Origin of the sequence: Neorhizobium sp. LjRoot104, assembly GCF_964253725.1 — a bacterium.
GTDB lineage: Bacteria > Pseudomonadota > Alphaproteobacteria > Rhizobiales > Rhizobiaceae > Neorhizobium.
In genome coordinates, this window is the sequence record NZ_CAXURS020000002.1 from 777,218 (window position 1) to 800,794 (window position 23,577).

General features: G+C 61.9%; 19 protein-coding genes. 5 read left to right on the forward strand and 14 right to left on the reverse strand.

Translation table 11 applies throughout. The features are described 5' to 3' along the window. Positions 1-49: 49 nt before the first annotated feature. From ACSQ8R_RS25860 to ACSQ8R_RS25885, 6 genes are all read right to left on the reverse strand, one after another. Complete coding sequence (locus ACSQ8R_RS25860) at positions 50-1,237, reverse strand: galactarate dehydratase (RefSeq protein ID WP_436256197.1); 1,188 nt, start codon at positions 1,235-1,237, stop codon at positions 50-52. A gap of 11 nt (positions 1,238-1,248) precedes the next feature. Continuing rightward, on the reverse strand, positions 1,249-2,481 hold the full coding sequence (locus ACSQ8R_RS25865; protein ID WP_436256198.1) for a mandelate racemase/muconate lactonizing enzyme family protein: 1,233 nt from the start codon (positions 2,479-2,481) through the stop codon (positions 1,249-1,251). After that, the gene (locus ACSQ8R_RS25870) at positions 2,478-4,238 is read right to left on the reverse strand and encodes an ABC transporter ATP-binding protein (protein ID WP_436256199.1); all 1,761 of its coding nucleotides are present in this window, start codon (positions 4,236-4,238) and stop codon (positions 2,478-2,480) included. Before ACSQ8R_RS25870 ends, ACSQ8R_RS25865 begins: the two co-directional genes overlap by 4 nt. Before the next feature lie 7 nt (positions 4,239-4,245). Then, positions 4,246-5,367 (reverse strand): ABC transporter permease, encoded by a 1,122-nt coding sequence (locus tag ACSQ8R_RS25875; RefSeq protein ID WP_436256200.1) that lies wholly within the window; start codon positions 5,365-5,367, stop codon positions 4,246-4,248. 9 nt (positions 5,368-5,376) lie between these two features. Next, on the reverse strand, positions 5,377-6,363 hold the full coding sequence (locus ACSQ8R_RS25880) for an ABC transporter permease (RefSeq protein WP_436256201.1): 987 nt from the start codon (positions 6,361-6,363) through the stop codon (positions 5,377-5,379). Between the two features lie 140 nt (positions 6,364-6,503). Then, the gene (locus ACSQ8R_RS25885) at positions 6,504-8,453 is read right to left on the reverse strand and encodes an ABC transporter substrate-binding protein (protein ID WP_436256202.1); all 1,950 of its coding nucleotides are present in this window, start codon (positions 8,451-8,453) and stop codon (positions 6,504-6,506) included. Positions 8,454-8,647: 194 nt separating this feature from the next. Here ACSQ8R_RS25885 and ACSQ8R_RS25890 point away from each other — a divergent pair, with 194 nt between their 5' ends. The 5 genes from ACSQ8R_RS25890 to ACSQ8R_RS25910 are packed head-to-tail and all read left to right on the forward strand — an operon-like array spanning position 8,648 to position 12,381. Next, positions 8,648-8,980, forward strand: a complete 333-nt coding sequence (locus ACSQ8R_RS25890) for a hypothetical protein (protein ID WP_436256203.1) — start codon at positions 8,648-8,650, stop codon at positions 8,978-8,980. Beyond that, positions 8,980-9,699, forward strand: a complete 720-nt coding sequence (locus ACSQ8R_RS25895) for a FadR/GntR family transcriptional regulator (RefSeq protein ID WP_436256204.1) — start codon at positions 8,980-8,982, stop codon at positions 9,697-9,699. Before ACSQ8R_RS25890 ends, ACSQ8R_RS25895 begins: the two co-directional genes overlap by 1 nt. A gap of 45 nt (positions 9,700-9,744) precedes the next feature. Continuing rightward, positions 9,745-10,575, forward strand: a complete 831-nt coding sequence (locus ACSQ8R_RS25900; protein WP_436256205.1) for an NAD-dependent epimerase/dehydratase family protein — start codon at positions 9,745-9,747, stop codon at positions 10,573-10,575. Beyond that, positions 10,572-11,453, forward strand: a complete 882-nt coding sequence (locus ACSQ8R_RS25905; protein ID WP_436256206.1) for an SMP-30/gluconolactonase/LRE family protein — start codon at positions 10,572-10,574, stop codon at positions 11,451-11,453. Before ACSQ8R_RS25900 ends, ACSQ8R_RS25905 begins: the two co-directional genes overlap by 4 nt. A gap of 10 nt (positions 11,454-11,463) precedes the next feature. Continuing rightward, positions 11,464-12,381: a dihydrodipicolinate synthase family protein gene (locus ACSQ8R_RS25910; protein ID WP_436256207.1), complete on the forward strand. Its 918-nt coding sequence runs from the start codon at positions 11,464-11,466 to the stop codon at positions 12,379-12,381. A gap of 31 nt (positions 12,382-12,412) precedes the next feature. Here the strand turns inward: ACSQ8R_RS25910 and ACSQ8R_RS25915 are convergent, their stop codons facing one another. The 8 genes from ACSQ8R_RS25915 to ACSQ8R_RS25950 all read right to left on the reverse strand — a co-directional run bounded on the left by ACSQ8R_RS25915 (position 12,413) and on the right by ACSQ8R_RS25950 (position 23,569). Further along, positions 12,413-13,699, reverse strand: coding sequence for a GGDEF domain-containing protein (locus ACSQ8R_RS25915; protein WP_436256208.1), 1,287 nt, complete (start codon positions 13,697-13,699; stop codon positions 12,413-12,415). Positions 13,700-13,826: 127 nt separating this feature from the next. Beyond that, positions 13,827-16,289, reverse strand: coding sequence for a PAS-domain containing protein (locus tag ACSQ8R_RS25920; RefSeq protein WP_436256209.1), 2,463 nt, complete (start codon positions 16,287-16,289; stop codon positions 13,827-13,829). A gap of 112 nt (positions 16,290-16,401) precedes the next feature. Beyond that, positions 16,402-17,274 carry an N-formylglutamate amidohydrolase gene (locus ACSQ8R_RS25925; protein WP_436256210.1) on the reverse strand — a complete coding sequence of 291 codons (873 nt, stop codon included), beginning with the start codon at positions 17,272-17,274 and terminating at the stop codon, positions 16,402-16,404. Positions 17,275-17,285: 11 nt separating this feature from the next. Next, positions 17,286-18,833, reverse strand: a complete 1,548-nt coding sequence (locus ACSQ8R_RS25930; RefSeq protein WP_436256211.1) for a gamma-glutamyltransferase — start codon at positions 18,831-18,833, stop codon at positions 17,286-17,288. After that, positions 18,833-19,510 carry an RraA family protein gene (locus tag ACSQ8R_RS25935; protein ID WP_436256212.1) on the reverse strand — a complete coding sequence of 226 codons (678 nt, stop codon included), beginning with the start codon at positions 19,508-19,510 and terminating at the stop codon, positions 18,833-18,835. Before ACSQ8R_RS25935 ends, ACSQ8R_RS25930 begins: the two co-directional genes overlap by 1 nt. Then, positions 19,507-21,159: an ABC transporter ATP-binding protein gene (locus tag ACSQ8R_RS25940; protein WP_436256213.1), complete on the reverse strand. Its 1,653-nt coding sequence runs from the start codon at positions 21,157-21,159 to the stop codon at positions 19,507-19,509. Before ACSQ8R_RS25940 ends, ACSQ8R_RS25935 begins: the two co-directional genes overlap by 4 nt. Further along, complete coding sequence (locus ACSQ8R_RS25945) at positions 21,156-21,995, reverse strand: creatininase family protein (RefSeq protein ID WP_436256214.1); 840 nt, start codon at positions 21,993-21,995, stop codon at positions 21,156-21,158. The genes ACSQ8R_RS25940 and ACSQ8R_RS25945 overlap by 4 nt, the downstream gene beginning before the upstream one ends. Next, entirely contained in the window at positions 21,992-23,569 is a 1,578-nt protein-coding gene (locus ACSQ8R_RS25950) for an ABC transporter substrate-binding protein (protein WP_436256215.1), read from the reverse strand. The genes ACSQ8R_RS25945 and ACSQ8R_RS25950 overlap by 4 nt, the downstream gene beginning before the upstream one ends. Positions 23,570-23,577: the final 8 nt, after the last annotated feature.

Below are 23,577 nucleotides of genomic sequence, written 5' to 3' on the forward strand. Positions count from 1 at the left end.
GGCCTCAAGCGGCCCGCTTCGAATGCTTGGCCAATCGTTTCCGGCCATTTCAGGCAAAGGCATAGGATCCGTCCGGCCGCTTCGGGACTCGACGCTGCCAATGGACGTAACCGTCCTCATGCATCGCCTTTTCGTCCATCTCGACGCCCCAGCCGGGACGATCCGGGCGAAGTTCGAGATAACCGTCCTTCGGCAGGTAGGGATCGGCGACGTAGCGCGCCGAGTCTTCCCGCGTCTCGATTTCGGTGCCGCCGTAGACGTAGGACTGACCCGTTGGCAGGCGGTATTCGAGGATCTTGAAATTCTGCTGGGCGGCCGAGAAATGCACGTTTACCGCGGTCGCCAGGGGTCCCATAGGGTTATGCGGCGCCACGCCGACATAAAAGGCCTCGGCAAGCGTCGCGATGCGGCGCATTTCCGAAAGCCCGCCGACGACGCAGATGTCCGGCTGGATCAGATCCGCGCCCTTCACCTGCAGCAGCCGCAGGAATTCGTAGCGGCTGTAGAGGCTTTCGCCCGTTGCCAGCGTGCATTCGAGCCCCTGCTTGAGTTCGCCCCAGGCCTCGATGTTTTCCGGCCGGAGCGGTTCTTCGTAGAACAGCGGGTCGTAAGGTGCGAGTGCGTTGCCGAGTTGCCGGGCGGCGGCAGGCTCGTAGATCTTGGCATGCGCGTCGAAGGCGATCTCGTAGTCGTCGCGGACCGTCTCGCGGAGTTGGCGGAAATAGTCGGCCGACGCCTTCACCACGTTGCCCCAGCGGTTGGTATGCATATCGATCCGCCAGGGGCTGAGCTTGAAAGCGGTGAACCCCCAGCCTTCATTCAACCGGTCGAATTCGTCGCGCGCCGCCGGTGCATCCGGCGCGGTGTAGACGCCGGCATAAACCTTGATCTTGTCGCGCACCTCGCCGCCGAGCAGCTTGTAGACGGGCAGGCCGGCGGCTTTCGCGGCCAGATCCCAAAGGCAATGGTCGAGACCTGCGATCGCCGCAAGCCCCATGGCGCCGGGGGGGAACCGGCTCTGCTGGATCATCAGGTTGACGAGGTAATCGACCCGCGTCGGGTCCTGGCCGGCGATAAAGCCGTAAAGGTAGTCCAGGAGCGGAGGCAGCGCCTTATCCGGCCCGTGGTTGTAGCATTCGCCCCAGCCGGTCAGGCCGTCGTCGGTATCGAGTGCGACGATGACACGCGGGCGATCCTTGTCGCGGGTCATGAAAACCCGCATGCGGTCGATTTTCATCTTCTGTGTCCTTACTTGCCGAAATATTGCCGGCGCGACACACGCGTCTGCACATAGAGATGTTCGCTCCAGGTGCCCGGCGCATAGGCGCCGCTATCCGGCTGAACCTGTACGGAAAGATTGCCCTGGCTCGGGTAGCGGGCAACGAATTCCTCGTCGATATCGCAGCCCAATCCCGGCGCGTCCGGCACCACGATCAAGCCGTTTTCCTGGACCGGATGCGGCACGATCACGCTCTTGCGCCCCTCCCAGTCGTCGTCGAGGCGTTCCAGGATCAACGCATTCGGGATCGCGGCCATCAAATGCAGAGCGGCATATTCGGCGACCGGCCCGAGCGAGCCGGAATGCGGCGCGAACTGGATGTGGTGCGCCTCCGCCATGGCGGCAATCTTCTTCATCTGGGTGATGCCGCCGGCACGTCCGGTATCCGGCTGGATGATGTCGACCAGTTCCTTCTCGATCAGCTCGCGCTCGCCGAAAATCGTGGCGCTCCGTTCGCCGGCGGCAAGCGGCACATGCGCTGCATCGCGGATGCGGCGGTAGCCGTCCACGTTCTCCGGCGCGATCGGGTCTTCCACCCACATCAGCTCATAAGGCTCGAGCTTGCGCACCAGCCGGCAGGCATCGGCGGGCGTCATCCATGGCGCACCGTGAAGGTCGATGGCGATATCCATCTCGTCGCCGACCGCTTCGCGCAACGCGGCGACCTTTCGGACCGGATCGGAAACGCCGCCGCATTTGATCGCCTTGATGCCACGGCTCTTCACGGCAAGCGCCTGTTCCACTGTATTGGCATGCGAATAGATCGGAATATGGTCGCGAATCTTGCCGCCGAGCAGGTTCCAGACCGGTACGCCGAGCGCCTTGCCCTTGATGTCCCAGAGCGCCATATCGATGCCGGTCATGGCACCGCCGCCGACCGTGCCGAGCATGCCGTGGCCCATCATGGCGATCATCATCTTCTGCCACAGCTTTTCGATATGCGTCGGGTCCTCGCCGATTAGGAGCGGCGCGAGATCCCTGATCGCGGTCTCGATGACGCGCGGCCAGCCGGAGCACTCGCCGATGCCGGTAATCCCCTCGTCGGTATCGATCTTCAGGAACAGCCAGTTGCGGGTGCCGCCGAAATAACCTCGTTCCGACGATCCCCGACCGGAAGAAGCAGGTGCGTCGTCGGACGCCCATTTCGAGCGGTGCGGCTGGCCCACATGCATGAGAAAGGTGCGGATTCCCGTTATCTTCATCGCGCAGAACTTCTATTCTTGACGTTGCTGGGATCGGTGTGGGGGCTGGGTTCGATATACCGGAACCGCTTCGAACGATCGCGATCGCGGGGATCCGGCCGGGGAATGGCCGAAATCAATGCTTGCGTATAGGCATGATCGGGGTTGTTGCAGACCTTCTCGGCTTCGCCGACCTCGACAAGCCGACCGCGATACATGACGCCGACCCGGTCGCACATGTAGCGAATGACGCCGATATCGTGGCTGATGAAGATGTAGGCCAGCTTCAACTCGTCCTGCAGACGCATCAGGAGATCGAGCACCTGGAAGCGCACCGAGACGTCGAGCGCCGAGGTCGCCTCGTCCGCGACGATGATGCGCGGATTGAGCGTGATCGCCCGTGCGATACCGATGCGCTGGCGCTGGCCGCCGGAAAAGGCGTGCGGGTAACGTTCCCGCCCGGCCGGATCGAGGCCGACCTGATCCATCAGGTGGCAGACCCTCTCGTCGAGTTCCTTGCCCTTCGACAGGCCGTTCACCAGCAGCGGCTCGCCGATCACCTGCGCGACCGTCATGCGCGGGTTGAGTGAGCCGAACGGGTCCTGGAAGACCATGCGCAGCTCGCGACGGGCGGCTTTCAGTTCACTCCCCTCAAGCCTGGCAAGATCGACCACCTTTCCATCGGCGCGGCGGTAATGCATCTCGCCGGACGCCGGATCGTAGAGCCGCATGATCGAGCGGCCCAGGGTCGTCTTGCCGGAACCGCTTTCGCCCACGATCCCGAGCGTCTCGCCGGGCAGGAGAGCGATCGAGACGTCGTTCAACGCCTTCATCTCCCCGAAATGCATGGAGAGGTTGCGGATGTCGAGGATCGGTTCGGCGGTCGTGTCGAGCGGCGGTCGCGCGAGGCGGATTTCCGCCTTCTGCTCCAGCTTCAGCACGGAGCCGATCAGCATCTTGGTGTAGGGATCCTTCGGCGTATGGAAGATCTGGTCGACCGGCCCGTATTCCTTGATGACGCCGTGGTGCATGACCAGCACATCGTCGGCAATCTGCGCCACCACGCCCATGTCGTGGGTGATGAACAGCACCGCCATTCCAGTCGCCTGTTGCAGGCGCTTGATCAGGTCGAGGATTTCCGCCTGGGTCGTCACGTCGAGCGCGGTGGTCGGTTCGTCGGCGATCAGCAGCTGAGGCTTGCACGCAAGCGCCATGGCAATCATGGCACGTTGGCGCATGCCGCCGGAATATTGGAAGGCGTAGCGGTCGAGCGCCTGTTCCGGATTGGGGATCTCCACCTGCCGGAGCAGTTCGGCGGCTTCCTTTCGGGCCTCCGCCTTGCTCATGTTCAAATGCAGGCGAAGCACTTCTGTAATCTGGTCGCCGACGGTGTGCACCGGCGAAAGCGACGACATCGGCTCCTGGAAGATCATCGCGATGTCGCGGCCACGTACCGCGCGGATCGCCTTGCTGCGCGGATCAAGCTTGGCGAGGTCGACAGAGGTGCCGTCCTGCCGGTTGAGGATGATCGAACCGGAGGCGATGCGACCGGGCGAGTCGATGATCTGCAAGATCGAGCGGGCGGTGACGGATTTGCCGGAACCGCTTTCACCGACGACGCAAAGGGTCTTGCCGGGTTCGATCGAAAACGAGATGTCGTTGACCGCCTTGAAGATGCCGGTGCGAAGCGGAAACTCCGTTACCAGGTTCTTCACATCGAGCAGCGTCTTGCCCGCTGCCGTCGAAGGACGGGGCGTGATGGATAGGATATCGGTCATCCGCGCCTCACTTGTTGTACGGATCGGCCGCATCACGCAGACCGTCGCCGAAAAGGTTGAGCGCCATGACGGCGATAACGACCGCGAGCCCCGGCATAAACAGCCATGGCGCGGTGGCGATCGAGCGGATGTTCTGCGCCTCGCGCAGAAGAACGCCCCAGGAGACTGTCGGCGGCTGCAGGCCGAGGCCGAGGAAGGAGAGCGATGTTTCCGCCAGGATCATCGCCGGTACGGCCAACGTCATTGACGCGATGATGTGGCTCGAGAAGCTCGGGAGCATATGGCGGAAGATGATGCGGCCTTCCGAGACGCCGTCGAGACGGGCGGCGGCGACAAATTCCTCGGTTCGCAGCGAAAGGAAGCGACCGCGCACGACGCGGGCAAGTTGCGCCCAGCCGGTGAACGACAGGATGATGGTGATCATCATGTATTGCAGGGCTGCGGGCCAACCCTGCGGCAGGGCTGCGGCAAGCGCCAGCCAGATCGGAATGGTCGGCAGCGACAGCACGAAGTCGATGACGCGCTGCATGACGAAGTCGATCCGGCCGCCGTAATATCCGGAGATACCACCCAGCACGATGCCGAGCAGCAGCGACAGGAAAACGCCGACCAGACCGATCGACAGCGAGATCTGTGCACCCTGTACCGTGCGGCTGTAGACGTCGCGTCCGAGACGGTCGGCCCCGAAGAGATAAAGCGGCTTGCTCTTGTCGGTGGTGGCGATGAGGTGGATGTCGGTCTCGAAAAGGCCAAGCACCGAGTAGGTGTAACCACGTCCGAGCAACTGGATCGGGATCTTCGTCGTGGTATCCTCGACGAAGATGGCGGCGAGCGTGTTCGGATCCCGCGTCAGCTTCATTCCGTAATAATACGGCCTAAAACTGAATCCGTTCGACGTATCGAGGAAATGAATGCTCTGCGGCGGATGGAAGGTTGAACGGGCGTTCTGCAAGATCGGGTCGTTGATCGCGAAGAAGCCGGGGAATATCGCCACAATGTACATCGCGACGGTGACGAAAAGCGCGGCCATGGCGAGCTTGTGCCGCTTGAAGGCCCACCAGATCAGCTGCCATTGCGCGGCAACGGCGACGCGATCGGGGCGATCGTTGAGGATGGTTGCATCGACCATTCGGGCCTCCTATTCGAGCCGGATGCGCGGGTCGACCAGCGCAAGCAGGATGTCGCTGATCAGCGAGCCGATCAGCGTGAGAGCGCAGATCAGGAGCACGAAGGCGCCCGCGAGATACATGTCCTGCGCCATCAGCGACTGGAGAAGCAGGGGCGCCGCCGTCGGTAGGTTAAGCACGATCGCCACCACGACCGAGCCGGAGATCAGGTTGGGCAGGAGCCAGGCTATCGTCGAAATGAAGGGGTTGAGCGCGATGCGCAGCGGGTACTTGATCAGCAGCCGGAACTCCGACAACCCCTTGGCACGAGCCGTCGTGACATAGGGTTTGGGCAGCTCGTCCAGCATGTTGGCGCGCATGACGCGGATCAGGCTCGCAGTGGAAGACACCGCGAGGATCGCCACCGGCAGCCACAGGCGCGACAGAAGGTCGAGCGTTTTCGCTATGCTCCAGGGCGCGGTCTCGTATTCAGGTGAGAAAAGGCCGCCCACATCCGCGCCGAACTCGACGGCGGCGATATACATCAGCACCAGCGCCAGCAGGAAAGACGGGATCGACAGACCGAAGAACGTAAAGGCCGTGAATGCATAGTCACCGATCGAATATTTCTTCACCGCGGAATAGACGCCGATCGGCAGTGCGATCGCCCAGGTGGCGATCAGGCTTGCGAGCGCAAGTACCAGGGTCAGCGCCATGCGCTCCCAGATAAGGCCGGAGACCGGCTGCTGCCACTCGAAGGAGATGCCGAAATCGCCGCGGGAGAGGATACCCCAGATCCATTTCAGATATTGCACCAGCATGGACTGGTCGAGGCCGAACCGCTCGCGCAGAGCGGCCGCGGTATTCTGATCGACCACTTCGTTGGATGAGGCGAGCGTCGCGATATAGGTGGTGACGAAATCGCCTGGCGGAAGCTGGATCAGAACGAAGGCGAGGAAGCTTACCGCAAACAGCGACGGTATCATCCATAGCAGGCGTTTGATGACAAATTTCAGCATGCAAAGCTCGCAATTCGGATTGCACGGCATGCCGATACGAAAGCCTTCGGCCATCGTTCGGGCAGTGGATGCAATGGGGCCGGAAGGGTGCCGCCGCCGGTCGGGCGGCGGCACAGTTGGAGTAAATCAGCCGTGCCCGCTCAGCTCGTGAATGTGAACTGCTGCGGCAGGGCAGGGCCGGGGTTCGGCCAGGACCAGCTGTCCGGCTGTTTTTCCGGAACGTTGCGCAGGTTGTTGCGGATCACGCCGAAGCCACCGACGGCGAGGCAGATTCCCATGACTTCGAATTCTTCCGCAGCGATATCGAAGACCTGCTTCATGATCGCTCCGCGCTTGTCGACATCGGCCGTGGAACGAGCCTCGTCATAGAGCTTGAAGCGCTTCTTCTGGCTTTCCGGGGGCTCCTCGCCCTTGGCGCCGTTGGACGTGTACCAGAGCGTCCACGGAATGGCGTAGCGCGATCCCTGGGGATGGAAGGCAAAGAAGTCGCGCGGGTCGAGCATCGGATCGAGGCCGCCAGGGCCTGGCCAGACCTGTGCATCATGGGCGTTGTCGTCCCCTCTCGTATAATAGAGCGCACGTTCGATGGTGTTGACCTTCATGCTAACCCCGATCTTCGCCCAATGCGCCTTCACCAGTTCCAGCACATCGACGAGGTCAGGATAGAGTGTCGGGATGACATCCACCGCGAAGAAGAGCGGCTGGCCGTCAGGCCGAAGGCGGATGCCGTTGGCATCCTTCTTGTCGAGGCCAGCCTTGTCGAGCATGGCATTGGCCTTGTCCGTCGCGAATTCGGTGAACTGCCGGGCCAGCTTCTCGTGATACCACGGGTGGCCGGGGCGCGGGCCGGTCTGGTAACCCTCGCTCTGCCCGAAATAGACGATGTCGATAATTTCCTGGCGGTTGATGCCCATCGACAGCGCCTGGCGAAACGACTTGTCGGCAAAGATCTTCCGCAGCACCGGGTCCTTGTGGGTCATGTTGAGGTAGAGCGAGCACTGCTGCGCCGCGGACGGGACGAGCGACAGCAGGCGGTAATCGCCCTTCTTCATGTTCTGCGACAGCGTCGGCTTGTTCGCGAGCGAGTTGATATGACGCTCCTGAATGTCGATTTTGCCGGAGATGACGTTGAGCATCAGCGACTCGACGTCCTGCGAAATGCCGAAATTCAGCTCGTCGATATAGGGCAGCTGGTTGCCCTCGGTATCGACCTGCCAGAAGTAGGGATTGCGAACCATCAGCACGCGGGTCGCGCCGCCGGAATAGGCTTCCTTGATCACCCAGGGATCGAGCACCGGCTTCTCGGCATTGCCCCAGCGTTGCGGGATTTCGATGTCGCCGCACTTGGCGCGGAAGAAGTCGGGCCAGCTCGATGAACCGGCCGCCTTCACGTCCGCGTCGAGGTTCGGGTTGTATTTCGGCAGGAACTTGCTGCAGTAGTGCTTGGCGAACAGCGTCGGATGCTGGCCGAGCGGGGTCGCAAGGTTTTCCAGATAAAGCGCGTTGGCTGCGGCGAAGGTGAACTTGACGGTGTAGTCGTCGATCTTTTCGACGACGACCGGCTTGCCGGCCACGGCAATCTGCGCCGGCGTCGAGCTGTAGAGCTCCTTGTTTTTGACGACATCCTCGATGGCGAACACCACGTCGTCGGCGGTGAACGGATGGCCATCGGACCACTTCACGCCCTTCAAAAGGTAGAAGGTGAACTGGGAAGCATCTGCATTGACATCCCACCTCTCCGCGAGATTCGGCAGAGTTTGGGTGAAGTCCATGTTCCAGCGCACCAGGCCCTGGTTGCCGACCATTCGCAGGATGCCGTTATGGTCTGACGAGCCGCGAAGGCCGCGCCGCAGCGTGCCGCCGTAAGTGCCTACTTTTTCCCAAGGCTTCACCACCATCGGGTTCTTCGGAAGACGTTCGGCAAGCGGCGGAAGCTTGCCATCCTTGACGAGAGCCGCAAGTTGCGGCGCCTCCTTGGTCGCGGCCGCGCTGGCGGTGCCGCCCGCAACTGACAGGGCAACGGCCCCGCCAACGCCTGCGAGGAACGTCCGGCGGGTAACGCCGGAAGACATGATTTCGTCGTCGCGCATTAATTTCCTCCCAAATGAACCGCCGACCTGACAGGCGATCGATAGCGGGTTCCCAACCGCCACGACCGCCGAGGACCTCCATCCCATCGGCTGAAACGACCATAAGCAGGTTTTCAGATGATTACAAGTATTGACAGATTTTTACAGGTTAAATACTCCTGTCTAAAAGAGCCGTGCGGACAGGGAGGAGAAGCATGACTTTCAGCGAGGAATCGCGCCGAAAATTACCGAGCGTCTCGACAGCCACGCTGACGACGGTGCTTCTGAAGCATGGCCTGCGGAACGCCTCCATTCGCAACGTACACAAGATCAACAAGACGGCTCCGCGCCTCGTCGGGCCTGCCTATACGCTGCGCTATATTCCGGCGCGCGAAGATATCGATCACACGGGCGTTTTCGAACAGACCGTTTTCGAGGATTTCGTCGAAGAACGCGTGAGGGCGGGCGACGGCATTTTCGGGCTTTGTCCGCCGGAAGCCGAAGCCGGGCAGGCCTTTCGCGAATGGAGACGTGAAAAGGGACGTTGATGAACCAATCGGGCGTGATAGCGGCCGCCAAGGCGGAGCCTCGTTTCAGCGACATTATCTACGAGAAGATCGTAGGGATGATCGCCGACGGCCGCTTTCCGATCAACGAACGGCTCCCGTCCGAGCCGAACCTTGCAGTCATGTTCGGGGCATCCCGGCCCGTGGTGCGCGAAGCTCTGGAGCGGCTTCGCAGGGATGAGTTGATCGTCTCGCGCAAGGGATCCGGCTCCTATGTGCGGCAACGGCCGGACTCGTCGGTGCTGAAGCAGGTTCCGGTCGGATCGCTTGCCGACGTGCAGAGGTTCTTCGAATTCCGCGCCGGACTTGAGGCGGAAGCGGCAGAACTGGCGGCACGCAACTGGCAGGCCAACGATAGGATCCGTATTCTCTCGGCGCTTGAGGCCCTCGAACACTGTCTGGAAATCGGCGAACTCGGTGCGGAAGAGGACCAGTACCTGCACGATGCCATCGCCGCGGCTACCGGCAACCAGTTCCACGTCACCGTCCGCGATTGGTTCAGGCCACATTTTTCGATCGGCATGTCGGTGACCCGCAGTCTCAGCCTGAAGCGGACGCCGCTGCACGTGCGGCACGTGCAGGACGAGCATCAGGCGATTGTCGAGGCGATCCTGGCGCGGCGTGAAACGGCGGCCCATGACGCCATGAAGAACCATATACTGAATGCGCGCGCCCGCATGTTCCAGGGTGTGGGAGGCTAGGAGGCCTTCGATTTCATGCGATGCGAGGCATCGCGAGGAGGGGCATTGAAACGGATTGCGGTAACAGGTGGTGCGGGCAATATCGCCACGCAGCTTAGGGGATTTCTGTGCTCCGAGGCGGAGCACATCAGGCTGATCGACATCAGGCCGGCGAAAGAACTCGCATCGAACGAAAGCTTCTTCGAGGGCGATCTCGCGGATGCTGGCGCCATGCTCGCCGCACTCGACGGCATGGACTGTGTCATTCACCTCGGCGGACTACCTCGCGAGGCCGATATCGGCGACATGGTGCAGAGCAATATTCTCGGCACGTACAATCTGTACGATGCTGCTCGCGCCAACGGCACCAGGCGCGTCGTCTTCGCGTCCAGTAACCACGCGACCGGCTTCTATCCCCGCTCTCAGACGATAACGCCGCTTGACGTGCCTCGCCCCGACACGCGCTATGGCCTGTCGAAATGCTGGGGCGAGATGGTCGCCGGCTTCTATTACGACAAGGCGGGCATCCGCACGCTGTCGATCCGCATCGGCAATGCCGGCCCCTATCCCAACAGCGAACGGGCGGCGGCGATATGGATCAGCCCGCGCGATCTGTTCCAGCTTGTGAAGATCGGCCTTACCCACCCCGACATCGCTGCTGCCGTCGTCTATGGCATGTCGCGCAACGATGCCGGCTGGTGGAAGGATGAACTCGCCGAGCGGCTAGGCTACCGGCCACAGGATTATACGCGCGATCATCTTCGCCTGGAGCCGGTGGACGAAAGTCCGGTCGCGGCCTTCTTCCAAGGGGGCGGTTTCTGCGATTCGCAAAATGACGGAGCGATCCGGCTCCGGGACGAGAACGGACTGATCGTATCCGCGGAGGCTGCCCGATGAGCGAAACAAGGACCATCACACCGCAGGTTCGCCGCGTCATCGACTTTCCCCTGAAGGTTGGAGAGTCCCCCACCTGGGACGACCGCACCGGCGATCTCTGGTTCGTGGATATCCTCGCACCCGCGGCAATCCGCCTGCAGGCCGGCGGCGGCATCGACCGGTTCGAAATGCCGGCGAAGATCGGTTGCCTGGCACTTTGTGAAAATGGCGACATCGCGGTGGCGCTGGAAAGCGGCGTCTACTTGCTGAACCCCCAAACCGGTTCCATGCAACTGCTCTGCAACCCGGACGGCGGCCGGCCGGACAGCCGGCTCAACGACGGCAAGGCCGGGCCGGACGGCTGCTTCTGGGTCGGCACCCGCGACGAGGCTGTACCGCAGACGGGCAATGGCCGCCTTTACCGGGTGAAGCCGGACGGGTCGTTCGACACAGTGATCGACGGCAACCTGATGACCTCCAATGGTATCGCCTGGAGCCCGGATGGGCGCACGATGTACCATTCCGACAGCAGCCAACTCTACGCCCAGATCTTCGATTTCGATCCGGCATACGGCGCCATAGGTCCGCCTCGCCGCCTGCATAACTTCACTGCGGAGGAAGGACGACCGGACGGCGCCGCCGTGGATGCTGACGGGTTCTATTGGATCGCCGGCCAGCAGGGGGGGCGGCTCAACCGCATCTCGCCGGACGGAAAGGTCGTCGAGGCCTATCTGATGCCCGCCAAGGGGCCGAGCATGCCCTGCTTCGGCGGACCCGATCTCGCTACTCTCTACGTGACCACGCTCTCCACCGACAACAACGGCACTTTCGAAGACGGCACGATCTACGCCTTCGAGCCGGGGGTCCAGGGCACGCCTGTTCATCGCTTCGCAATCTGAGGAAAAGCCCATGGATATCCAGACATTTCGCGAAATCCTGACCGGCATTTCCGGCGTACCGATCACCGCCTATGGAGCGGATGGCGAGATCGACATCGGTATCACCCGCGCGATTTACGCACGCGTGGCGAAAGCTGGCATCCACAATATCGTCGCGGCCGGCAATACCGGTGAATTTTATGCGCTCACGCCGACGGAAATCACGGTCGTCACCGAAGCGGCAGTTGCGGGCGTTGATGGCAAGGCGCCGGTGACGGCTGCCGTTGGCCGCTCGTTGCGAGAAGCGATTGCCATGGCAAAGACAGCCAAGACCATCGGTGCGTCCGCCGTCATGTCGCATCAGCCGGTCGATCCTTTTGCAGCGCCCGCCGCCCAGATTGACTATTTTCGCAGGCTCGCCGACGCCTCCTCGCTGCCGATGGTCGCATACGTCAGGGCGGACGGTTTCAGCCCTGACGACATGCTGCGGCTTGCGGCTCATCCGAACATCGCCGGCATCAAGTTCGCGACGACTGACATCCTGCTTCTGTCTCGGGTCGTCGCCGCATCCGCTGCGGGCAACGCGCTGTTCATTTGCGGCCTGGCGGAAAGCTGGGCGCCAGCCTTCACTGCTGCCGGCGCCCGCGGGTTCACGTCCGGCCTCGTCAACGTCGCGCCTCAAATTTCGCTGGCGATCCATGCCGCGCTCGAGTCTGGAGATTATCAGGAGGCTCGCCGGATGATCGAAATCATCGAGCCGTTCGAGCGCATGCGGACCCAGTACCGCAATGGTGCAAACGTTACGGTCGTCAAGGAAGCCGTAGAGATAGGGCTTGGCATTTCCGTCGGCGAAGTGCGGGTTCCCGGCCTGCCGCGGCTTGCCCCGGAAGATCGGATAAAATTGAGCGAAATGCTCGGTAGATGGCCATCCCGGGTTAGCCCAGCATAGGGTTATTGAAGCCGGCGCAGGGCGGGCAGGCTTAGTCGGAGGTTTGGCCGACCTCCGGAGCGTGCACCATCAGACAGTTTCGGCCAGCCTTTTTGGCAAGGTAGAGCGCAGCGTCCGCCTGGCGCTGAAGATGCTCGGCCGGGACGGGTTCACCGTCTTGCATCAGCGTCGCTACTCCGATGCTGACAGTCACATAAGGAACGACGCGGGAGGTAGGGTTCGGAAGCGACGCAGCTTCTATCCGGCTGCGAATTCTTTCGGCCACAACCCGGGCTTCCTGTTCATCAGCGCCCGGGAGGAAGACGAGAAACTCTTCGCCTCCGTAGCGGGCGACCTGGTCCCGCTCGTCTCTCATACTGCTCTGAATAATGCCGGCGACCTTCACCAGGCAGCGGTCACCTTCGGCGTGCCCGAGATTATCGTTGAGGCGCTTGAAGTCATCGACATCGCACATCAGCATTGCCGCGCCTCTGGTTCGTGAAAGGTCATGATTCCAGAAGCCATAGAGCGTTTCCATCATCGAGCGCCGGTTGGCGACGCCGGTCAGCGGGTCGGTTCGTGCAAGAAGTTCCAGCTGGGAATTCGCGTCGGCAAGTTCGGCGAGGCGACTTCGGTCTCGCAACTCGAGCAAGAAGCTCTTGTGAGCCAGGATCGTTGCGGTGCGTCGGGCAACGATGGTTGCTGCCACGCCGCTCGCGAAAAACAGAGTGCCTGCCAGGGCACTTCCGACCTCGATACCGGGATTGCGCAGTTGAAACGCCAAGTAGATTCCAAGGGCTGAGGCACCGATCGCCACCGTCCAGCCAAGCAGGATTGGAAATATGATGATGGCGGTGACGGCCACGAAAAGCATGATGGTGAGATGGCGCTCATAAAACTCGCCACCGGCGCTGACGCCCACCAAGGCTACGGACAGGAGGATGAAAAAGACAGAAGAGAGGAGGAAAACCCCCTGTAGCCACAAAGCACGCGGTCGCAGAAAGACTATTGCGGCGACAAGAGCTGCGGGGGGAAGGATGGATGCCGGCCAAAGCATCGACATCACGGTTTCGGTCGGAAGCAGGATCGCGTAAACGCCCAGTGTCAGGACGTCGAGCACGCTGACCCAGATCATCCACGCGCGGATGATCTTGGCAGTCTGCGGCCAGGAGCGCTCGCGAAAAAGCCGGGCCAGTTCCCCATTGAGCCGGATATTCCGCGTGCGCCCACCCAGTAGCCTCTCGACTTGTTCGACAACGGCTGGGCTCGGCCTCTGGAGAGGTTTCCGCGAAGACGCTCTCGCCGATTTGGTAGAATCTGTGATTCGCTCAGCATCCATGTGCCGGATTTAGGGCCCGGATGACTGGGGGCAAGACGGTCCATTGCGCCGAACAGAACCGGTTCGCGAAGCCTTCGAAAGGCGAGTTGTCAATTTTACGGATTTGATCGGCGGGCCATCTGGTCGGTCAGCGCCCGGCCGCGTCCGCCTCCATTTGCTCAGGTCTTGCGATCGGCAGCTTGATTGTAAAGACAGTTCCCTCACCCTTTACGCTGTCAACGTGAATTTCGCCGCCATGCAACTCCACCACCTGCTTCACCAGGTTGAGGCCGATACCCGTCCCGGCAATGCCGGACGAACTTCTTGCCCGGAAATAGCGCCCAAACATCTTCGGCAAGTCGTCCGCGTCGATGCCAATGCCTTCGTCGCGAACGGTAATCTGGATAAAGTCGTTTTGCTGCCACCCCATCACATAGACGTTTGGGGAGTCCGGCGCGTATTTCACAGCATTTGAGAAGAGATTGGTGAATACCTGCTCCAAGGCCGCTCCGTCGCCGTAAATAATCGAGGGAAGCTGCTCCAGATCGAGGAGGAACCGGTGCGATTTGCGTATGCTTTCCTGCCTCGCGCTGCAGGTCCTGATGAGGTCGGCCAGCGCGCATGGCTTCCGAACGATATCGATGTGGCCGTGATCCAAGCGCCCGACGGCGAGGATGCTCTCCATCAGCTCCAGCATTCGTGAAACTGCGCTGCGAATCTGCTCCGTCTTCTCTCCGATAAATTCCGCCGTCACCGCGTTCTTGCGGCGAACGAGCCGTTGCGCCGCGCCGTCGATGATCGAAAGCGGCGTCCGGAATTCGTGAGAGGCCATCGAGACGAATTGCCGCTGCAACTCGTTGACCTGCCGCTCTTGATCGAGCATCCGTTCGAGTTCCGCAGCCTGACGTGCAATTTCTGCGGTTCTGCTGCGCACTGTTTCCTCGAGATCATCGCGATGCTGAAGCAGTGCCCTTTCCGCACGTTTCCGCTCGGTGACATCGACGGCGGCAATCAGTGAGGCCGGATGAGTATCGAAGGCAAGCTGGCTCGCATAGATAAAGACCTCGATTTCGGCTCCCCGCGCCGTCCGGTGCCGCTGAGAACGATTGGCTTCGCTCGCATGCTCCGCGCAGGTGCCCGCAATTTTCATTCTTTCCCGATCCTCTGGTGGAAGGATGTCGAAGAGTGTCATGGAAAGAAAAAGGTCACGATCATAGCCGTAGTGATCAAGAGCCGCCTGGTTGACGTCGAGAAATTGAAGGCTTTCCCGGTCCTGAACCCACATCGGCAGAGGGTTTCCTTCGAACAGGAGCCGGAAGGAAGCCTCGCGCATCTTGAGATCCGTGATGTCAACGCGAATCCCCACGCTTCCGCCGCCCGAAACGCGTCGCTCCTCTATCCGGACCCATCGGTTCCCCGGCAGGCGCTGCTCGTGGGCACTCTTCGGTTCCGCGTGGCGGGCCAATCGATCGGCCAGCCATTCCTCTTCGCGGCCGATCGCTTCGGGATACTGGCCACGCTGAAGCCCGCTGCGAAGCCTGTCCTCGAAACTCACACCCTTGACCAGGGGAGCGCCGCTGTCAGCGTAAAGCTGCTCATAGCGGCGGTTCCACATCACAAATCGATCATTTTCATCGAACAGTACCAAGCCTTCCGGGACGACCTCGAAGGCGGCCAGCAGGCGCGCATGCGCTGCTCTTGCCTCCTGCTCCGCACGCTCGGCCTGAGCATGCGCTTGGGCAAGAGATCGTTCGGCCAGCCGCGCCTCGGTAACGTCCTCATGCGTCGAGACCCATCCCCCGTCAGCCGTACGCTGATGACAGCCTCGGATGACTTTTCCCGATCTGAGTTCTTTTATCCAGACTTGCGAGGAAGCGCCGGCGTTGGTTTCCTGCGCCCATTCGAGATACTCCCCGCGGGACATCGTGGGGAAGGCTCCGATGTCGTCCCTCAACTTTATAATGTCCTCGAGCGACTGCCCGGGATGGATCAAGGCCGGGTCCACCCCGTAAACCTCGGCGTAGCGACTGTTGGACAACGCCAACGTACCGTCCGCATGGAAAAGACAAACCCCTTGGCTCATGCTGGCGAGTGCGGTCCGAAGCTCTTGGTCCTGGCCAAGAATCTGCTTGCGACTGCTGCTTGAAGCAAGTTGCGCGTTCACGCGCGCACCAAGTTCCCCGCCGTCGATCGTGCTTGAGACACAGTCGACCGCACCGGCCTTAAAACCCGCGATCCGTCCATCGATATCGTCTGGAGGAGTGACCAGGATCACAGGTATTTCAGACGTTACCGAACCGTGTTTCAGCTGGCGGCAGACCTGGACGCCGCAGAGGTCCGCGAATTTTATGTCGAGCAGGATAAGGTGAGGTTGCGACGCCTCCACGAACGTTTGCAGGTTTTCCAGGCGGTCGAAGGCAGAAGCAACCGAAAGCTCGATGTTTTCCATCGGCAGTCGACTGAGATCCAGCTTAGCCGCATCCGCGCCGATGGCGAGAATTGCGCTCCGTTGATGAGCAATACCTTGGGCGATCACCGTCGAAGCGCCCCGGCCGTCCGCAACCGCGTCCAGCGAAGATGAGGGTAATTGAACGGGAACCGCTATCGTCAATGAAGATCGCCTACCATTCCGCCACTGGGCTGTTGCACAACCACAATACGTATTGAGCGTTAAAGAGAGCTTATGGCCGCCTGTGGCGGGAACGGGTGGCGCCCGGCGTGTCTCAGCTTCTGTCCATGACGTAGTCGCGGATGACCGTGCCAAGCTTGGCGAGATTGTCTTTCAACTCGTCATAGCCCTCGATCTTCTCGCGTGTGTCCTCGTCCATGTAGAGTTTTCGGTTGAGTTCGATCTGGATGCTGTGGCGGTTTTTTGCAGGCGAGCTATAGGCCGAGACCAGCTCGGCGCCCTTGAAGGGCACGTTGAGCGATACCGAATAGCCAAAACCCTCCAGCGTTTCGACGACCAGTTTCACGAAATCCGGTTCGCTTGATTGGCCTTCGTAATCTCCGACCACCACGTCCTTGCGCACCGTCCCGGCCGGATCGGGCGACAGCACATGGCCGATCGCCGGCATCGAATGGCAGTTGATGTGATAGACCTTGCCGAAGGCGGCATAGGTCTCGTCGAGCAGCCGCACTAGTTCGCGGTGATAGGGCCGCCAATAGGTGTCGATCCGGCCCTCCAGCTCCTTCACCGTCAGCTTGCGGCCGTACATCGGCGTGTCGCCCCATGCGTAACGCCAGGTGAGCCCCATGCCGCGGCGCGCCGAGGCGCTGTCACGGATGGGATGGGGCCATTCACCCTCGACCATTTGCAGATCGACATCTTTCAGCGAGCGATTGAGATCGAGGAAACTGCGCGGAAAGTGGGCGATCTGGAGCGGTGCGCCGATGGAAGGCGCAAAGCCGAAAAGGTCGTCCACATAAGTATCGGCCGCCACGAGCACTAGCTCGTCGGAAACCGTGCGTTCGAAATCCGGGAGCGTCAGGCCGCTATGCGGAGAGTCGAACACCAGGGGCACGGCTGGCGCCGTTGGCGGAATGATCTTGAGGACGCCGTCGATCTCGACGGGTGCGAAAGTCAGGTCGGTCATCGAAGTCTCGTTCAGGCTGTAGCGGCGTAAGCGGCCGGATAGGTGATGTCGGGCATGCCGACAAAGGCATTGCCGCGCTTGCCGATCATGCCGGGAGCGGCAAAGGGCCGGGGATAGACGACGGCCGCGGCAGGCTTCACCTTGGCGATCTTTTCAAGCGCTTCGATCTGCTCGGCCGGCATGTCGACATTGACGATGATGTCGCTGTGCGGGCCGGTCGTCATACGCGGCATGTTCATCGCCTCCTCGATGTCGAGACCCGCATGCAGGATCATGCCGGTGAGCTGTGCCAGCGAGGGGACGATCTGGTTGCCGCCGGCGGCGCCGAAAGCGGCAAACGCCCCGTTCTCGTCGGTGATCGCCACCGGGCACATATTGCTCGGCGCGTAGGCGTTGGGCGTCAGCGAATTGGCGCGGCCGGGCGTCGGGTCGAACCAGGACATGCCGTTGTTCAAAAGGATGCCGGTCGAAGGCGAGAGCGCGCGGGCGCCAAAACGGTTGAGCAGCGTGAAGGTGATCGCCACCATCCGGCCTTCGGCATCCACGGCGTTGACCTGCGTCGTGCTGGTCTTGTTGGTCGTCTCGGCCGGGTTGAGACGCTTGCGATGGGCGCCGAAGCTTTCCCACAGAGCTTCTGCCATCGCGGTAAAGAAACCAGCGTCGACCGGGCCTTTGCCGTGCTTCCTGTCGAAGTGATCGAGCGCATCGAAGAGCCGCTGGCCGGCGCTGGTTTCTCCAGCCACGTGCACGGTCTTGCCTTGCAGCGGCATGGTCCGGGACGGATAGAGGAGGGGGGCGTAGTTGACCAAGTCCTCCAAGGTGATGGAGCTGCCGCCAGCATGGAGATCGGCGACCAGCTTTTCGCCGATCGCGCCGCCGTAGAGCGAATCCGGACCTTCGTTGGCCAGCTGCTCCAGCGTCCTGGCGAGCTGATCGAGCGGCAGGGTGGCGCCCGGCTCCGGCGCATGGCCACCGGGGAGAAAGATCGAACGGGCGCCGGGATCCATGCCGAGTTCGCCCTCGGCGATGGCGATTGCCAGCGTCGTATGCCAGTCGACATACATGCCCTTGCGGGCACGGTCGATTGCCGGTGCCAGCGCCCGGTCGAATCCGATCGTGCCGTAGCGCTTCAAGGCCTCGGCAAAGCCGCGCACGCAGCCGGGCACGACGGCCGCGGTAAAGCCACGGACGTTGCGGTTGTCGATCGAGGCCGGATGGCCGATGAAGGTCTTGATGCTCGGATCGGGCCTGTAGAATTCCTCGTCGAAAGTGGACGGCACGCGGCCTGTGAATTCGACGACCTCGACCTTTCCGTCCGGCTGGGCGACCAGCATGTAGCCGCAGGCGGCAAGGCTGGTCATCCAGGGCTCGACGGTCTGCAAGGTGAAGGCGGCGGTCACCGCGGCATCGACGGCATTGCCGCCTGCTGCGAGAACCGCCGCCCCAGCCTCGGCCGCCGCGTAGTGCTGGGAGGTGACGACGCCGCGCTCGCTGACGCCGGCCACCTTGCGATAGACGCCGCGCTCGACGCGCAGGTGGTTGTATTGCGGATTTTCCATCACTTCGGCTCCAGTGCCGCGGCCACGAGACGGCTTGCGCCAGAGAGGTCGCCTAGCTTCTCGCCGGCTTCGATCCTGTGCTTGTTACGGCCAGCCCGTGCCTGACGCGCGATTGCCTCCTCGACGACCTCGTCGGCCTCGTCGATCGGGATTACCACGATGCCGCTCGCATCGGCGACTACGATGTCGCCGGGCAGGACCGGGACGTTGCCGCAGGAAATCGGCAGGTTCAGCGAGCCGCCGAGATCGTTGAGCCGCGTGGTGATACCGGAGACGCCCCGTGACCAGAACGGCAGATCGAGCTCGAGAATTTCCTCGACATCGGTGCAGGGGCCGTCCAGGACGACGCCGACGGCGCCGGCCGTCTTGATCGCGAAGGCGACGCCGCCGCCGATACAGGCGTGCCGATCGTCTCCGAGGCGGTCGACGAACAGGAAATCGCCGGGGCGGATGAAGCCGATCGCGTGATGGAGGAGGGTGGAATCAGTCGCCGGGATCGCCACCGTTACCGCCGTGCCGACCAGAGTCCTGCCCGGCTCGACGACGGGAGAAATCGAATGGTGCACAAAACCGCGATGGCGGAAATGGCCGATCGTCGCCACTTCGACACTCTCGAACCTGGCGATGAGTTCCGGATCGACCTGTTTCGGCACGCTGCCGATGTGATATTTCTTCATGGGGTTTCCTCCCGGGATTTGACCGTCCCGGCCTCGCTTTTACTGGCGTGATGCTGCCAGCCCTTGCCGGGCACGGCGGCGAGCAGTTCCTTCGTGTAGGTTTCCTTCGGCGCACCGAACAGGGATGCCGGGTCGCCCCGCTCGACGATCCGGCCGTTGCGCATCACCGCGATATTGTCGCAGATCTGGCTCGCGACCCTGAGATCGTGGGTGATGAACAGGATGCCGAACCCAAGCCTTTCCTGCATGTCGGCCAGAAGCTTCAGCACCTGCGCCTGCACCGAAACGTCGAGGGCCGAGACGCTCTCGTCGGCGATCAGCAGTTCCGGTTCGACGGCAAGCGCCCGGGCGATGCAGATGCGTTGCCTTTGGCCGCCGGAGAACTCATGTGGGAAGCGGCTGGCCGAGGCGCGGTCGAGGCCGCAGGCTTCGAGCAGGTCGAGCGCGCGGGCCGTCGCCTGCTTGCGGTCGAGGCCATGGATGACCGGACCTTCGGCGATGGAATCGCCGACCTTCTGGCGAGGATCGAGCGCGGTATAGGGATCCTGGAAAACGATCTGTACCTTTCGGCGGGCTTCGCGCAGCGCCTTGCCGTTGAGGCCGGCGAAATCGCCCCCGGAGATCAGGATGTCGCCGCTTTCGGGCTGCACGAGGCGGATGACGCATTGCGCCAGCGTCGATTTGCCGGAGCCGGATTCTCCGACCAGGCCCAGCGTCTCGCCGCGGCGGATGGTGATGTCGACATCGTCGACGGCTTTCACCGTGCGACCGCCGCCGAACAGGCCGGAGCGGGCAAAGGTCTTGACGATGTTTTTGGCGATGAGGACCGGATTGCCGAGGCCTTCGCGTTCCTTGCGCGGCGTGAGCGTCGGCACGGCGGCGAGCAGGCGGCGGGTGTAATCTTCCTTGGGATGATTGAGGATTTCGTCACGCGTGCCGATCTCGACCAGCCTGCCCATCTGCATGACGGCGACGCGGTCGGCGATCTCGGCGACCACGCCGAAATCATGGGTGATGAAGATGATGCCGGTATCGTGCCTCGCGCGAAGCTCCAGCATCAGCTTGAGGATCTGTGCCTGGGTGGTGACGTCGAGCGCGGTCGTCGGCTCGTCGGCAATCAGCACCGACGGATCGAGGGCAAGGGCGGTTGCGATCATCACGCGCTGGCACTGGCCGCCGGAGAGCTGGTGCGGATAAGAATGGAAGATCTGCTCCGGATTGGGGAGCTGCACCTCGCGGAAGAGGTCGATGACCTTCTTGCGGATCTCCGTCTGGCTGAGCGACGTGTGGATGCGAAACGTTTCCGATACCTGCTCTCCGACCCGGAAAATCGGGTTGAGGGCGGCGGTCGGCTCCTGGAAGATCATGGCGATGCGCCGGCCGGTGATGTCCCGGCGGGTCGCTTCGTCGAGGGTAAGCAGATCCTTGCCCTCGAACATCACTCTGCCCGTCGGCCGCCCGAGGTTGCGGGGCAGCAGGCCCATGGTGGCGAGCGCTGTCAGCGACTTGCCGGAGCCGGACTCGCCGACGATGCAGAGAATCTCGCCTTTGCTGACCGATAGCGACAGATCCTCGACCGCGAACGGGCGATCGGCTCCCCGCGGCAGCGGCACGCTCAGATGTTCGATCGAAAGCCGTTCGTTGCTCATGATGCCGCCTTTTCCTCTCGCGGTGAAAAGGCCGTCACCGAGCGCATGTCACAGCGGCGCAGGTGCTCGACGAAACGGGCGCAGAAGCCGACGAGATGCTCGACCATTTTCGCGCCTTTTTCGGCGCTGGCGAGTAGCGGGTCGCCGCCGAGCATGCCGTCGATATTCACCTCGTGGCAGTTGAGCGGCACATGCACCGGCATGCCTTCGAACTGGACATTGTTGACGCCGCCGGTCGGCAGGCCGAAGGCTCTTTCGCGTACGGAGGGGCGGGCGAGATCCATGCGCATCAGTTCAGGGAAGAGATGCAGGTAGATCGAGGTCAGCGGATCGCCGCCATGGCCGCGGGCTGCCGCAGCGGAGGAACCGTGCAACTCTTTCCACAGCGCGTCCGGGATTGCCTGCCAGAGATTGATGAAGGCGACCGACACGCCGCGTTCGGCGCGGATGCGGCGGAGCGTCTGGTCGAACAGAGGCGCATTGCTGGTATGGCCGTTCAGGATCAGGATATGCTCGATGCCGTGGTCCAGGAAGGCGGTCACGGTGTCCTCGACCACGGCCGAGAAGGTCGAAGGCCGGAACTGGATGCCGCCCGGAATGGTCTTGAAGAAATCGGCATAACCGAAGGGAATGATCGGCGCGACGATGGAATCGGAGACTTCCGCCACCTTTGCCGCCACCGCTTCGGTCAGCATGAGATCGCCCATCGGGGCGTGGGGTCCCTGTTCCTCCTGGCTGCCGAAGGGCAGGAGGATGACGGGCTTTTCAGGAAGACGTTCGCGGAACTCCGCGAACGTCATGTCCTTCAGCGCATGCTTGCGTGTGCTGCTCATCATACGAACTTGAAGTAGTCGCCGTAGATGCGCATTTCGCCGTTCGGCTTGAACTTGAACTGGATGCCGGCGCGGTGGGCGCAGTTGTAGACGCTTTTCCACATGTAATAGCCGGGCGTCACCTTCTGCCATGCGTCCGAAAGTTCCAGATAGGCTTGTCTGCGGTCCTCGAACTCGATCGCTTGGTCGAATTTCTTGCCGGCCGCCAGATATTCCGGGGTTGGGTCCCAGGTCTTCCAGGTGGCGGTGGAGCGCGACGCCGTCGGACCCCAATCGAGCCACAGCGGCTGGTAGGGGTCGCCCGGGATAAAGTCCGAGCTCATCGACATGTTCATGAGGTGATAGGGGCGGCGGTAGACCAGTTCGAAATTGTCGAGGATCTGCGCTTCGACATTGATGCCGACCTCGCGCCATTGCTCGACCATGATTTCTGCCGCGGCCTCGTAGTTCGGATAATACTGGCGGGTGATATGCCAGATCAGCTTCTCGCCTTTGTACTTGGTTTTGGCGACAAGCGCCTTGGCGGCCGCCACGTCGTAGGGGAGCTTCACCGGCAAGTTCGGGTCGTAGAATTTGCCGTATTCGGTGAAGTTGAACGGAACCGCCGGGTGTTCCGTAGTGCCATTGAACAGGGCCTGGACGATCGCGTTCATGTCGATCGCCTGGACCATGGCATAGCGGAGGTTCGGATCGACCAGCGGGTTGTCCACCGGATCGGGCCGCGTGTTGAAGGCGAAAGCCGGATAGTTGTCGGCCAGAACGCGCTTCAACGTCACGCCCTGGTATTTTTCGAGCGCCGCTTCCTGGTCGGTCGGGATGTTGACGATGAAGTCGAATTCCTTGGAGACGAGCCCGGCCATGCGGGCGGCGAATTCCGGAACGATCTTCCAGGAAATCTGCTTGACGGGCGGCGGGCCGTCCCAATAGTCGTCGAAGGCTTCCAGAACCATGATTTCGCCGGAGCGGAAGGTCGTCACCTTGTAGGGGCCGGTGCCGATCGGCTTCTGGCCGAAGGCATCGACACCTACTTCCAGGTAATATTTCTTCGGCACCACGAAGCCGATATAGCCGGTGAGCTTGCTCGGGATGTTCGGGTCCGGACGCTCGGTCTCGATCTCGAACGTATATTTGCCGGTTGCCTCGACGCGCTTGAAGCCGGCGGTGAAAGTCTTGCCGCGCGGCTCGAAGGGTTTTGCGCCCCAGAGGCGTTCCGGAGAAAGGGTGAAAACGGCGTCCTCTGCCGTCATCTCGGTGCCATCGTGAAACTTCACGCCCTCACGCAGTGTAAAGGTCCAGATATTGCCCTTCTGCTCCCACTTCGTCGCGAGCTTCGGCGCGAAGATCAGGCCGTTCTCGTCCTTGATGTAGTCGCGATCGACGAGGTTGTCGTAGAAGTTCGGAAAGATACGACGCGACGTCGTCGAGATGCCGTTGATCGTCGCCATATTGGCCCAGAGATTGTCGACCGCGATATTGAGCGACGGCCTGTCTGCGGCGTTGGCCTTCGGGAGACTGCCCACCATGGACAGCGCCCCCGCGCCGAGAATGAGACTTCCCATTTCACGTCTTGTAAACATCGTTCCAC